Source organism: Paenibacillus sp. J5C2022 (genome assembly GCF_025567625.1).
Lineage (GTDB): Bacteria > Bacillota > Bacilli > Paenibacillales > Paenibacillaceae > Pristimantibacillus.
In genome coordinates this window covers 34,929-47,633 of sequence record NZ_JAOQJC010000021.1, presented here as the reverse complement: position 1 = coordinate 47,633, position 12,705 = coordinate 34,929, and the positions used below count along the sequence as shown (strand labels likewise).

General features: G+C 50.5%; 11 protein-coding genes. 6 read left to right on the top strand and 5 right to left on the bottom strand.

Annotated features, from left to right (window positions below; translation table 11 throughout):
* Positions 1-148: 148 nt before the first annotated feature.
* The 3 genes from M6D81_RS17525 to M6D81_RS17515 all read left to right on the top strand — a co-directional run bounded on the left by M6D81_RS17525 (position 149) and on the right by M6D81_RS17515 (position 2,634).
* Positions 149-1,663 carry a glucosyltransferase domain-containing protein gene (locus M6D81_RS17525; protein ID WP_262678214.1) on the top strand — a complete coding sequence of 505 codons (1,515 nt, stop codon included), beginning with the start codon at positions 149-151 and terminating at the stop codon, positions 1,661-1,663.
* Positions 1,664-1,969: 306 nt separating this feature from the next.
* Positions 1,970-2,428: a helix-turn-helix domain-containing protein gene (locus M6D81_RS17520; protein ID WP_262678213.1), complete on the top strand. Its 459-nt coding sequence runs from the start codon at positions 1,970-1,972 to the stop codon at positions 2,426-2,428.
* A complete protein-coding gene (locus tag M6D81_RS17515) occupies positions 2,425-2,634 on the top strand; it encodes a hypothetical protein (RefSeq protein ID WP_262678212.1) in 210 nt (69 codons plus the stop codon). Before M6D81_RS17520 ends, M6D81_RS17515 begins: the two co-directional genes overlap by 4 nt.
* Positions 2,635-2,669: 35 nt before the next feature.
* On the opposite strand, the gene M6D81_RS17510 is transcribed toward M6D81_RS17515, so the two are convergent.
* The 5 genes from M6D81_RS17510 to M6D81_RS17490 all read right to left on the bottom strand — a co-directional run bounded on the left by M6D81_RS17510 (position 2,670) and on the right by M6D81_RS17490 (position 9,341).
* Entirely contained in the window at positions 2,670-2,801 is a 132-nt protein-coding gene (locus tag M6D81_RS17510; RefSeq protein WP_262678211.1) for a hypothetical protein, read from the bottom strand.
* Positions 2,802-2,813: 12 nt separating this feature from the next.
* Positions 2,814-4,472: a glycoside hydrolase family 13 protein gene (locus tag M6D81_RS17505; RefSeq protein WP_410795753.1), complete on the bottom strand. Its 1,659-nt coding sequence runs from the start codon at positions 4,470-4,472 to the stop codon at positions 2,814-2,816.
* A 126-nt stretch (positions 4,473-4,598) separates the two neighbouring features.
* Complete coding sequence (locus M6D81_RS17500; RefSeq protein ID WP_262678210.1) at positions 4,599-5,606, bottom strand: LacI family DNA-binding transcriptional regulator; 1,008 nt, start codon at positions 5,604-5,606, stop codon at positions 4,599-4,601.
* 186 nt (positions 5,607-5,792) lie between these two features.
* Entirely contained in the window at positions 5,793-7,301 is a 1,509-nt protein-coding gene (locus tag M6D81_RS17495; protein WP_262678209.1) for a malate:quinone oxidoreductase, read from the bottom strand.
* Between the two features lie 216 nt (positions 7,302-7,517).
* The gene (locus M6D81_RS17490; RefSeq protein WP_262678208.1) at positions 7,518-9,341 is read right to left on the bottom strand and encodes a cache domain-containing sensor histidine kinase; all 1,824 of its coding nucleotides are present in this window, start codon (positions 9,339-9,341) and stop codon (positions 7,518-7,520) included.
* 172 nt (positions 9,342-9,513) lie between these two features.
* Here M6D81_RS17490 and M6D81_RS17485 point away from each other — a divergent pair, with 172 nt between their 5' ends.
* From M6D81_RS17485 to M6D81_RS17475, 3 genes are read left to right on the top strand one after another with little or no spacing between them, the layout of a single operon-like run.
* Positions 9,514-10,161 carry a hypothetical protein gene (locus M6D81_RS17485; protein ID WP_262678207.1) on the top strand — a complete coding sequence of 216 codons (648 nt, stop codon included), beginning with the start codon at positions 9,514-9,516 and terminating at the stop codon, positions 10,159-10,161.
* A complete protein-coding gene (locus M6D81_RS17480) occupies positions 10,077-10,457 on the top strand; it encodes a helix-turn-helix domain-containing protein (protein WP_262678206.1) in 381 nt (126 codons plus the stop codon). The genes M6D81_RS17485 and M6D81_RS17480 overlap by 85 nt, the downstream gene beginning before the upstream one ends.
* 38 nt (positions 10,458-10,495) lie before the next feature.
* Entirely contained in the window at positions 10,496-12,535 is a 2,040-nt protein-coding gene (locus M6D81_RS17475) for a DUF5107 domain-containing protein (RefSeq protein WP_262678205.1), read from the top strand.
* The last annotated feature ends 170 nt before the right edge of the window (positions 12,536-12,705 follow it).

The following is a 12,705-nucleotide window of genomic DNA, read 5'->3' as shown; positions in this document are numbered from 1 at the left end:
AACCAGGACTAAATTCATATAAAAACAATATATCACTTTCCGCTTTATGACAACTGCAGAGGTTTTATCGGGAACACACTACTTTACAATATTGCCCAATTGAGCTACGATGTTCTTAATGAAGAACTTTCAAGGAGATGAAAAACTGATGGGCGCCAAACCTCTATTCAAAACACATTCCATTGTTTTGGATTTGTTAGCTTTAATCGGGGGTTTCCTCACTCTTTATTCCGTGTGCTGGCTTGTTCCTTACCTGTTCACTGACGATTATGCCAGCTTGGCCGCGACCTATCAAGGAACTCTGAAGCAATCGCTTGAGCACGTAGTGGCGGGGGGACGATCCCTCTATGCCGGGGCGATGATAGTGGCCTTCTCTTCGGTGGATTCCTTCTATTCCTTGCGCATTCTGCGATTCATTAGTGTGCTCGGCATAGCCTTCACGGCTTGGCTCGTCTCCATCAGCTTAAGAAGAGCGGGATGGAGCAGAAGAGCATCGCTGGTGAGCGGATTTCTTATCGGCACGTTGCCTGCATTTCAAGTGTATGCCTCTTGGGCTATCACCTTCATCTTCCCCTGGGCGACAGCTCTTACAGCCTTGTCCGTCCGTTGCATAGCATTCAGAGCGGAAGCTGCCTTAAGAAGGAAAGCGGGGCTTCTGGCACTATCGGCTCTTATCCTGGTCGTATCGCTTAATATATATCAGCCTGCCGCCATGTTTTTCTGGGTATTTGCCGTTATCCAGTTATTCGTTCGATACAGGCAGCAATATGAAACACAGGTGAGAATGTTCGGCTATTATATGCTCGTATTCCTTTCCTCCCTGCTTGCTTCCTATCTGATACTGAAATTGACAGAGACGTTTTTCGTTCATAGACTGGAGCGCTCGCAATTAATCTCCAGCTTCTACGACGTTCTGGTTAAATTGAAATGGTTCGCGACCTACCCGCTGACCGATGCGGCCAACTTCGTCAATATTCATTCTACCTTCTGGACAGCCCTCTTGGTATTGGGGACCACCCTCGTCGGCGCTTTTTTTTACCTCGACCATTCCGTGAAGCGGAAGCTTGTCCTCATTGCTATGGGCCTGTCGATCATTCTATTCTCTTATACGCCCAATCTTCTTGTCGCATCAAGCCCGCCCAGTTACCGTACGCAAGTCGCTTTGTCTTCCTTGCTGCTATTGTTTCTCATCATGTCGCTGAAAGGCCTCTCACAACTTATAGCCAACAAGACGTTTGTACAGAAGTGGAGCCAGGCGGGCGTTATCCTCGTGCTGCCGCTATTCTCCGTATGGGCGATCTATAATGTGACAGCCGCGATTGTTATCCCGCAATTCACGGAGCTGGTCAACGTGAGCATGCAACTGACTGCAGATAAGCTTGTGTCTGCTCAGACGATCTATTATGTAGCACCAGACTCGGACAATCCGGCAAGATCGTTGGCACCTTATAAGAAGTATGACGAGTTTGGATTAGCTTCCGGCAATGCCTCCTGGGCTCAGGCGAATGCGGTATATGTCGTACTGCATGAACGATTCCCGGAGCATAAGGATAAACAAGTGAAGGTTATCCATCAGAATGACCCTATCGCTGGGAATGACCAAGCTTTAGTTATTGATCACTCGCCGTTATGGAAGCTGTCTTCCTTCTTCTATCCGAAGTGAATTCAACCGCTGCGTCTTGACATCGCCACCTTCATCCCAACATTGAACACCCTTCAGGCCGGGGATGCTGTTCCTGTGGAACACGGAGGCCCTCCGGCCTGCCTCTGCCGCTTGCAATCGGTGAACGCAACCTTCGACTGCAGCAGATTAGCTGCTATGCTCACGATGACCATTAGGTAACGTCTGATTCTAGTGCGCTCCTACATAGTATACACAGCATAAGGACGGTCGAAATAGACTCCAAATATATCCATATCCACTGACCGGCCTTATTCACAGCTTATGCCCGATATTCCGCAAGCTACGATGTATCGCCATCTGAACAAGCTGCTTAAGGCTCAACTGGTTGAAGTTGTAGAGCATAAGCAAATTCGTGGTGCCATGTTGAAAGTTTACAGTCTGGCGGAGAACGGTGCAGATATTCCAGCTCAAGAGCTGGCCGCTATGACACCTGACGAGCATATGAAATTGTTCATGAAGTTTATCGCTTCCTTGCTTGGAGATTACGGGAAGTATCTTCAACAGGATCAATTCGATCTTCGACAAGACGGCGTATCGTTCCGACAGCCGGATCTTCTCCTGTCCGATGAGGAATATATGGAGCTGGTTCAAGGGTTGCGGACACAGCTCATGAAGCATGTCGGGAATAAGCCCGCTCCCGATCGCAGAAGAAGAACCATCACGACGATCATCATCCCGGAGACCAAGCCACATGCAAGCATCAGTGCGGAATCGCCGCCAATTAAAGGAGATGAAAGCAAATGACATTGTCGAGCGACGCTCATCAAGGCGACGATATTCATCAGCAGTTTCAAAGCACGATGAACAAGGCCAAATACATGATACCGTTCTATGTTTTGGTCCCGTTGCTATTCTGGCTCGTCTTCCACTATGGGGCATCGTGGAACGCATATTTGCAAGCGCATTTCATATCGGCTGTACCCTGCTCGTCGCGAAATCCCCATGGCTAGTAGTACTGCTGATCCCCGCACACAGCTTCGTCAATTTATATGCCGGCAAGCTCATGAAGAAATCTGTCGTCCGCACCGAGATATTCATAGCGGCCGTCGGCATACTGGCGCTTGGCGCCGGGATCATCGCTTTCCTCTGACGCTTCATAGCCCGCATGCTCTGGCATGCGGGCTCACCATTACCCTCTGACCTTGACGGCAAAAGCCTCATACGGCTGCAGCGTCAGCTGCCTGATATCGATGGACGAGCGGTTGTAGTTGCTTATCAGGATCTCATCGGCATCTTCTTCTACGCCGAATGCATGCTCGCGCTCCGACATATTCGCCGCCACTAGCCACTTCTCGCCGTTATATAAGCGATAATAGGCGAATACTTCTTTCACTGTATGCGCAATCAGCTCGAAGTCTCCCCACACGATAATGGGATTGTCCTTGCGAAGCTGAATGAGACGCTTATAGGTGTAGAAGATGGAATCCGGATTGTCCAGATTGCGCTGCACATTGATCTCCGCATAGTTCGGATTCACATGCAGCCAAGGGGTGCCGGACGTGAAGCCGCCATTGACGCTGTCATCCCACTGCATCGGCGTACGCGCATTGTCCCTCCCCTTGGCATTGATCGACCGGATAATGTCCTCCACGGCATAGCCCTTCGCCAACCGGTCATGATACATATTGACGGCTTCGATATCCTCCACTTCGTCAATGCTCGTCACCGGACAATTGGTCATGCCGATCTCTTCTCCTTGGTAAATATAAGGCGTGCCTTTCATTATATGCAGCAGAATGGCGAACATCTTCGCGCACTGCTCGCGCAGCTCCCGGTCATTCCCCCAGCGGGATACGATGCGCGGCAAGTCGTGGTTATTCCAGAACAGGCTGTTCCAGCCTTCATCGCCGAGCGACGTCTGCCACTTCACCAGCACTTCCTTCAACTCGGCAATATCGAGCGGCTTCAGATCCCACTTGTCTTTGCCCTCCTGCTGGTCCAGGCCGATATGCTCGAACTGGAATACCATCGACAGCTCATTGCGCTTCGGATCGGAATACTGCTTCGCGATCTCCGGCGTCGCTCCCCAAGTCTCGCCGACGGTCAGGACGTCGTGGGAGCCGAATGTCTCCCGATTCATCTCTTGCAGGTATTCGTGCAGCTTCGGACCGTTGCCGGTGATGCCCTGATCCGGCAGCTTGCCGATCAGGTCGATGACGTCCATACGGAAGCCTCCCACCCCTTTATCCAGCCAGAAATTCATCATATCGTACACTTCGCGGCGCACCTTCTCATTCTCCCAGTTCAAGTCCGGCTGACGCTTGCTGAACAAATGCAGATAATACTGGCCGCTGGCCTCGTCGAACTCCCATGCGGAGCCGCTGAAGATGGAGCCTAGCTCGTTCGGTTCAGCGCCGTCCACGGGGTCACGCCATATATAATAGTCGCGGTAAGCATTGTCGCGGCTCTTCTTCGCCTCGATGAACCATTTATGCTCATCCGACGTATGATTCACGACAAGATCCATAACGATCTTGATGCTCGCTTCGTTCGCCTTGGCAAGCAACTCCTCCATATCCGCCATCGTCCCGAATTCGTCCATAATGTCTTGGTAGTCGCTAATATCGTAGCCGTTATCGTCGTTCGGCGATTTGTACACCGGCGAGAGCCAGATGGCCGTAATGCCCAGCAGCTTCAAGTAGTCGATCCGGTTAATGATTCCTCTAAGATCGCCGATCCCGTCCCCATCGCTATCTTGGAAGCTGCGCGGGTAGATCTGATACACGACCGCCGTCTGCCACCATTTCACTTCCTTCTCCATCCCTTTCGCTTCATATCCTTTGACCATTCTGTCTCACTCCTTCTTATTATTCTATCCATATGCCCTGTCATACGTAACGTAAACGTTTACGTAACACGTAAAAAAATATCATGATTCAAAAGGGGAAGCTATCGCTCATATTGTTTACATAGACTATAAAATTTTCCGTACCGACTGACGTATAACCAGTTCATGAGGGATTACTTTGGAGACAATATTCGTCTTCCCTTGAATAGAACGTATCAGCTCCAAACAGCCCGCTCTTCCCATCTCATACAGCGGCTGCGCAACGGTCGTTAGCGGGGGTATCGACATCTGTGACACCTTCGAATTATCGTAGCCTACCACAGAGATATCATCCGGCACGCGGATTCCCCGCTCGTAGCATGCGGATATGATGCCGAGCGCCGCCTCATCGCTAACGCAGAAGACAGCCGTAATCGGTGCTTGCTCTTCAATGAATGCCTGCATGGCCCGCTTCCCGGCGTCAAAGCTGAAGTCACCGGTCTTGATGACATGAGAGTCTACCTTCAGCCCGCAATCGCTTAGCGCCTGCTTGTAGCCTTCCATGCGCGGCACGCCTGCTATCGCATCCTCCGGATCTGCGCCCGCCATGCCGATGAAGCGATGGCCACAGTCAATAAGATGCTTCACTGCCGTATAGGCTGCCCCATAATCGTCCACCTTCATATAAGGCACTTGCTCCGACGCCGTCTTGGTGGATAGCAGAATATGCGGAATGCCCAGCGACAGCAGCAATTCGATTCCTTCTGCTTGCAGTTCTACCGATACGATAATCAGCCCGTCCACTCGTCGCTCGCCCATCAGATTCAGGCTTTCGCGGATACGGGAGCCGCGGGAGCCCGCATGCGTCAGGATAACACTATAGCCATGCTCGAACGAAATGTCCTCGATGCCTTTCGTAATGTCGCCATAGAAGGATGTCGCCACATCCGGCATAATGATGCCGATCGTCTTCGTCGTCTTCTGCACCAGACTTCTCGCACTCTCGTTCTTCCGATAGCCAAGCTCCCTCGCGACGGCAATGACCCGCTTCCCTGTTTCCTCGTTGTATCCGCCCAGTTGATTGATGACTCTGGATACAGTAGCGATGGAGACACCTGCAGCTTTGGCTATATCTTTAATTGTCGCTGACATCATCTCACCTCATACGTATGCGCTGCCCGCTCGAAAATAGGAGGGGATCAGATTGTAGGTTAAACGTTTACGCAACCAATCATAGCTCTCTGAGCCAGCAATGTCAACACGCCTTCTGCGCCTGATTAGAATAGAAAAACGGCCATTAGTCGCGGCACGCATGACTATGGCCGTTTTATCTATATCCGTTTATACCGTCTGAAGGACATGCTCCTGTTCAGTGCTAAGGCCAAGCGTCCGTTCTGTCGATGCATGAATCTCTTGTATAAGCTCAGGCTTTTTCAGCAAAGCTACACCGTAAGAAGGAATCATCTCTTTCAGCTTCGGCTCCCATGCCTTCACCTGCTGCGGGAAGCACTTCTGAAGAACTTCCAGCATGACGGACACCGCAGTAGAAGCGCCTGGAGATGCGCCCAGCAATGCGGCTATCGAGCCGTCAGCCGCGCTAATGACCTCCGTGCCGAACTGAAGCGTTCCTTTGCCTGCAGCCGTATCTTTAATAATCTGCACACGCTGGCCGGCGACCAGCAGATCCCAGTCTTCGCTCTTGGCGTTCGGGACGAACTCCCGCAGCGCTTCCATGCGCTTCTCCTTCGACTGCATCACTTGCTTGATCAAGTAAGTCGTCAACGGGACATTCTTCACGCCTGCCGCCATCATCGTGGTCAGATTGCTTGTCTTCACGGAAGTGATCAAGTCCAGATTGGAGCCGAACTTCAGGAACTTCGGCGTGAAGCCGGCGAACGGCCCGAACAGCAGCGATTCCTTGTTCTCGATAAAGCGGGTATCCAGATGCGGAACGGACATCGGCGGAGCGCCAACAGGAGCTTTCCCGTAAACTTTCGCACGATGCTGCGCGACAACGTCCGGATTCTGGCAGACCATGAACAGTCCGCTTACCGGGAAGCCTCCGATGCCTTTGCCTTCCGGAATGCCGGACTTCTGCAGCAGGTGCAAGCTTCCGCCCCCGCCGCCGATAAAGACGAACTTGGCGTTATGGCGCTCGACGGCTCCGCTATCGATGTCCCGCACCTTCAACTCCCAGGAGCCGTCGGCGGCACGCTTAATATCATCTACATTTTGCTTGTACTGAATGCCGACGCCTTTACTATTCAGATGCTTGAACAAAATTCTGGTCAAGGAGCCGAAATTGACGTCCGTGCCGGATTGGATTCTTGTCGCCGCCATCGGCTGAGACGCTACCCGGTCTTTCATCATAAGCGGAATCCATTCCTTCAACTTGCCCGGATCATCGGAAAACTCCATGCCGGCAAACAATGGATTGCTGGACATCGCTTCAAAACGCTTCTTCAGGAACGCGACATCCTTCTCCCCTTGCACAAAGCTCATATGCGGCACCTGCATAATAAAATCCTTCGGATTGTTGATCAGACCGCTGTCCACGAGATAGGACCAGAACTGCTTGGATACCTGGAACTCTTCATTCACTTTGACCGCTTTGCTAATATCTATGGTTCCGTCCGGTTTGGCGGACGTATAGTTCAGCTCGCATAGCGACGCATGACCCGTCCCCGCATTGTTCCATTCGTTCGAGCTTTCCTCGCCAGCGGTTGCACGCCGCTCGAATACCTTGATTTTCCAGTCCGGCACTAATTCTTTCAACAACGCGCCTAAAGTCGCGCTCATAATTCCGGCACCGATTAAGATCACGTCTGTTTTCGATTGTTTGTTACTCATTTCTACCTTCCTTATACCCTAATATTTGCAGAAAGGATGCAGGCGCTCTTAACAGTGTCACAGAAAGCCAGAGCGCGACCTAGTCACACACCATTTCTGGATCGATTCTATACCTCATAATAGTGTATCACTATTAGCGATAGATTTAAATAATTCTATTATAAGATGGATAAAAGGGAATTGATAGGCCAGTAGACATGAGAAATTCCACCACAATCATTTTTTTGCCCGCTCAGCGCTGTTTTCCTCCTCCGAATCCATCACAACCGGAAGCTTTACTGTCACAACCGTCCCTTCCTGCTCCTTACTGCGAATTGCAACCCCGTATTCCTCGCCGAAATTCAGCTTGATCCGCTCTACGACGTTGGTAATGCCGATATTCGCAAGCCGCCCTTCGCCCGAAATATACTCACCGGACAGCAGCTGCTCCGCTTTGGATTGGTCCATTCCCCTTCCGTTATCCGCAATGGTAATCACGAGTTCCTTCTCCTGAAGCATGCCATTGATCGTAATGGACAAATTATGCGTGATCCCTTCCTGCCCGTGAATAATCGCGTTTTCTACTATCGGCTGCAGAATGAATTTCGGCACCTGGCATTGTTCCGTCCCAGGCTGCATATCGATAGCGACTTCGAAGGTCGAGCCGTAGCGAACCTTCTGAATAACCACATAATTATCAATATTGCGCAGCTCTTCTCTTAAAGTGACAAATTCTTTCTTGTCGATAATCGTATTGCGCAGCAGCTCGGCCAAGGCGCTTAAGCCGATGCTGACACTTTCCGCCTGACTAAGCTGCGCTGTCCACTTCAAGGAATTAAGTGTGTTGAACAAGAAGTGCGGGTTGATTTGCGCCTGAAGCATTTGCAGCTCAATCTCCCGCTTCTGCTGCTGCTCCCGCTTTGTCTCTTCAATCAAGCTATTGATCTGTTCTACCATGACGTTAAAGCGATCGGTCAGGTAACCGATTTCATCCTTGCTGTCGTCCTGCACTGTCGTATTCAAGTTACCTCGAATAATGCGCGACGTCTGTTCGACAAGCTTCGTAAGCGGACGGTAGATCGTATTGGATATGAGCAGAGCGATGACGAACGATACGACAATAAGCAAGACGCACGTCACCACAATGCTGCGCTGAATATACTTTGTTTCATTATTCAAGTAACTGTCGGGAATGGTGCTGATCAAATACCAGCCGGAGTATACATCGTAGCTGTAGGCCACAAGATGATGTTCTCCGGATATGTCCATCGAGAACGAAGGGCTTCCGTTCGCTTCATGACGTTGAATGGCCGCCATCAGCTTCTTGTCCTTAAAAGGCTCGTGGAGCGGTATTTTGGAGCTGCGGCTGGAGACAACGCTTCCTCTGTCATCCAAAATAAATACATCCGTGCCGTCTCCCATATCCACGTCGGAATACAGCTCCTCTGAATAAAGCTGCTCGCCAATGCTGATAAAAATATAACCGAGCGACTGGTCCCAGTTTTTCAAGGAATTGATTTTGCGTGCCAGCACAATGCAGGCTTCTCCTTGCTCGGTCGTCAAGTACGACCATTGGTCCTTGCCGTCCGCCTTATCGATCCGCTCCACCAACCGTTCAAAATTGCTGTCGCTAATGACGTTGAAGCCCATATCGTAAACGGTGTTGGCATCGGGGGTCATTATTCTGACGTTTTTTATTTTCTGCAGCAAATCAAGCTTATCGCTAAGCAAATTGTTGATGTACACGCTCATTTCCTTTTTTCCCGTTTCATCGACTTCGGCATAATTTTGAATATAGTGCTGTACATCGCCATCCAGCATAATCGAATCGCTTAGACTGACATATTTTTTATTTTCAAGTTGCTCGTTTTTTCGCAGCTGCTTCATAATTTCGGCCGAATACGTGCTTATTTTCATTTTAATGGCGTCGCTGGCCCCTAGGTATGAGTAGCTCCCGGACAATATGATCGGAACCGTCGTCAACACCAACAGCGTATAAATTAGACGAGACTTGATACTTGTGTTTCGAAGAAGCTTGTGAAGGGTTGAGATCGGTTTCAAAAGCCTGCTCCTTTCGCACCAAAAGATAAAAACTACGCAAATCTTCGCACAGTCGGCACTCCTAAAGCAACTCTGTTCTTGAAATGGAAAAGAAGGAACTTAAAATTACTGGTGCAAGCCGGACTGCTTTCCCTCTATAATGGTCTTATGATGCCAGAGGAGGTCAAGGTACATGATGTCCGCTAAAATAGCCGCATACGGCAGTTTCATTCTGATCACAGCTATCGTGCTGGCAAGCTGTGGGCTAATGCCATCCCCTAACCTGAATTCGGAATCGAACTCTATATATCCGGAAAGAGAAGAAGTTAAGTTTGCGAACAAAGAGCTGAGCATTGCCGTGTTTGAAGGCGCTTACGGCAAAGCCTATTGGGAAGCCGTTATTGAACGGTTCGAGGCCGATTTCCCCGGAGTCCGTATTACGATGATTTCCAATCCCAAGGTAATGGATATTATCAAGCCTCTGAACGTATCGGGCAATCCGCCGGACTTCATATACGCGCCGTTATCCGACCAGACCAATACGGTGCAGAAAATGCTGATAGAAAGAGCTTTCCTTGATCTGACGGAACTGTTCGACAGTAAAGCGCTGGACAAAGACGTGCCGCTCAAGGATATTATCATGGACGATATTTTGGACTTTGCCAAGCCTTATGGCGATGGAAAAATCTATATGGCTCCCACGCCTTCCGAACGACGCTCATGGACGTGCAATCTCTGGAGAGGTTCCAGCAGGTCTTGCACGATGTCATGCAAGAAGCCGGTACCCGTCTCCAGGAAGCCAAGCAGCGCGCTTGCCGTAAGGAAACACTGCAAATTATAGAGATTCTGCATGATCGGATTCATGAGAAAATCACACTGGATATGTTAGCCAATGCCGTTAATCTGAATGCAAGCTATTTGTGCAGAATTTTCAAACAGGATACCGGCAAAAGCATGTTTCAATATATTAATGAGCTGAAGGTCAATTATGCCGTTCAATTGCTGAAGCAAAAGGATGTTCGAGTTAAAGAAGTAGCCTACAAGGTAGGCATCGACAATCCCTTCTATTTCAATCGGTTATTCAAAAAAATGATTGGACTTAGCCCATCTGAATTCCGCAAAAAGAATAATGCTTAGCTGTATCCATTATGCGTACTTGAAGGAGAGAATGCGCAATGTCTATCCAATTATCAACCATCCGGCTCTCTGGCTCGCCGCTTGAGGGCGTCAATCCGCTTCCGATGTTCAGAAACCGCAGACATGATCGCGACGTGCCTGTCAACGCCAGTTATCCGGATCGGCTCCGGCCAATGCTGGGGTATGAAGCTGGAGAGCGTTACCTGCCCTATCGCATGCAGGACCGGTATACGCGCAGACGGACGGATATGACTGTGGATACCATCGTTCTGGACAATGGCATCCTGGAAGCTGTATTTATGCCCCAATATGGCGGCAGACTCTATTCCCTGATCGACAAACGCACCAATCGCAACCTGCTCTATACGAATCCCGTCTTTCAGCCCGGCAATCTGGCGATTCTGAATGCCTGGTTCTCAGGCGGCATTGAGTGGAATATAGGACAGCTGGGACATACGTTCACCACTTCTTCTCCGTTGCACGCGGCTATGCTGGAAGATAAGGATGGCCATGAATTTCTGCGTCTATACGAATACGAGCGCTGCAAAAATGTGTTCTGGCACATCGATTTCCATCTGCCGCCGGGCTCAGACAAGCTGATTGTGTATGTGCGCATCATCAACGATAACGATCATTCCGTTCCTATGTACTGGTGGACCAATACGGCCGTTGAAGAAACCGAGAAAGCTCGCTTGTTCTCCACGACGGATGAGGTCATCTATTTCGACCAGCGCATCAAGGGCTTCGGCCACGGCGAATTGCCCGAGCTTGCGTCGGTACCCGGGCAGGACGTCACTTATCCCATGAACTTCCCGTTCTCGAATGAGTATTTCTTCCAGACGCCTGCCGGGGACAGAGCCCCTTGGGAAGCCGTAGCCTATGAGGATGGAAAGCTGTTCTACGAGCGTTCCACATCGCTTCTGCGCTACCGGAAGATGTTCTGCTGGGGACATCATCCCGGCGGACGACGCTGGTGCGACTTCTTGTCCGATCCAGGAAAAGGCAACTACATCGAGATTCAGGCGGGATTCGCTCCCACTCAGCTGCACGGACTGGATATGCCAGCCCATTCGGAATGGGACTTCACACAGGTGATCGGACTGTCCGATGTGAATACAGTGCTGTCTCATGGCGAGGATTGGCGAAGGGCGAACGAATATGTGAAGGGCTGTGTCGACAAGCTGATTACAGAAGCCGACCTATACAGCATTCACGAGCGAGTTCAAGCGGAAGCGACAAAATCCCCCCTCCAAAAGCTCTATGACGGGTCGGGATGGGGCGGCCTGGAAGAAGCACGGCGCCGCAAGCATGAGCAGCATCGCGGCATTCCCGCCGGCTTCGACTTCTCCCTGCTGTCGGACGATGCAGCAGCTGAAGGCTCGGAGTGGAAGCATCTGCTTGACAGCGGAGCTTTCCCTGCGGGTGATGCGAACAGCGTTCCGCCGGCCTGGATGGTGCAGCCGGAGTGGCTGGCATTGCTGGAAGCGAGCTTGCGCACCTCCTCAAGCAGCGGGAATTGGAACGCCTATATGCATCTGGGCGTCATGCTTTATGAGCTTGGCCGCGAAGACGAGGCGATTGAGGTATGGGAGACATCCATTAAGCTGCACCCCTCCGCTTGGGTGTATCGCAATCTCTCCGTAGCCATGAAGCATAAAGGCGACTTCTCGCAAGCGCTCGCATACATGGAACAAGCCTTCCAGGTGTCGCAGTCATTCCCGGACCGCGCATTGGCCGAGGAATACTTGAACTTGCTCATTGACAGCGGCCGTTACGAGGAAGCGTGGCGATTCTATCATACGTTGTCGGAGGAGCATGCCGGCAATGACCGCATCCAGATTATCGTCGGAGCCGCTGCCTTGAAGCTTAACGAAGAAGCATTCCTGAATGAATTGTTCAAGAAAGAATTTGCGGTGGTTCGTGAAGGCGAAATGCTCATTATCAATCTGTGGTACAGCTATCAGGCTCAGAAAATCGCCGAACGGATGAATGAGCCGCTGTCCGACAATCATCTGGAGGAAGCCAAGCGGAACTGTCCGCCACCGAACAATATCGACTTTAGAATTGTCGGCGATTAATGCCCCTGAACAGGCCGCCAAGCCTACGCAAGCAAACGAAAATCCAACCGTTTTGAGTCATCTTATCCCTCAAAACGGTTGGATTTTTTTGGTGCGCCCCGATAATAGCGCTCATCTGCATATAACTAAAAATCTCAATAAAAGTTCTAAAGATCATATAAATAACGTCT

Excerpts from the sequence above, each read along its gene's own strand:
- M6D81_RS17525 (WP_262678214.1), top strand. The coding sequence starts at position 149 with ATGGGCGCCAAACCTCTATTCAAAACACATTCCATTGTTTTGGATTTG.
- M6D81_RS17520 (WP_262678213.1), top strand. The coding sequence starts at position 1,970 with ATGTATCGCCATCTGAACAAGCTGCTTAAGGCTCAACTGGTTGAAGTT.
- M6D81_RS17515 (WP_262678212.1), top strand. The coding sequence starts at position 2,425 with ATGACATTGTCGAGCGACGCTCATCAAGGCGACGATATTCATCAGCAG.
- M6D81_RS17510 (WP_262678211.1), bottom strand. The coding sequence starts at position 2,801 with ATGCCAGAGCATGCGGGCTATGAAGCGTCAGAGGAAAGCGATGATCCC.
- M6D81_RS17505 (WP_410795753.1), bottom strand. The coding sequence starts at position 4,472 with ATGGTCAAAGGATATGAAGCGAAAGGGATGGAGAAGGAAGTGAAATGG.
- M6D81_RS17500 (WP_262678210.1), bottom strand. The coding sequence starts at position 5,606 with ATGATGTCAGCGACAATTAAAGATATAGCCAAAGCTGCAGGTGTCTCC.
- M6D81_RS17495 (WP_262678209.1), bottom strand. The coding sequence starts at position 7,301 with ATGAGTAACAAACAATCGAAAACAGACGTGATCTTAATCGGTGCCGGA.
- M6D81_RS17485 (WP_262678207.1), top strand. The coding sequence starts at position 9,514 with ATGATGTCCGCTAAAATAGCCGCATACGGCAGTTTCATTCTGATCACA.
- M6D81_RS17475 (WP_262678205.1), top strand. The coding sequence starts at position 10,496 with ATGTCTATCCAATTATCAACCATCCGGCTCTCTGGCTCGCCGCTTGAG.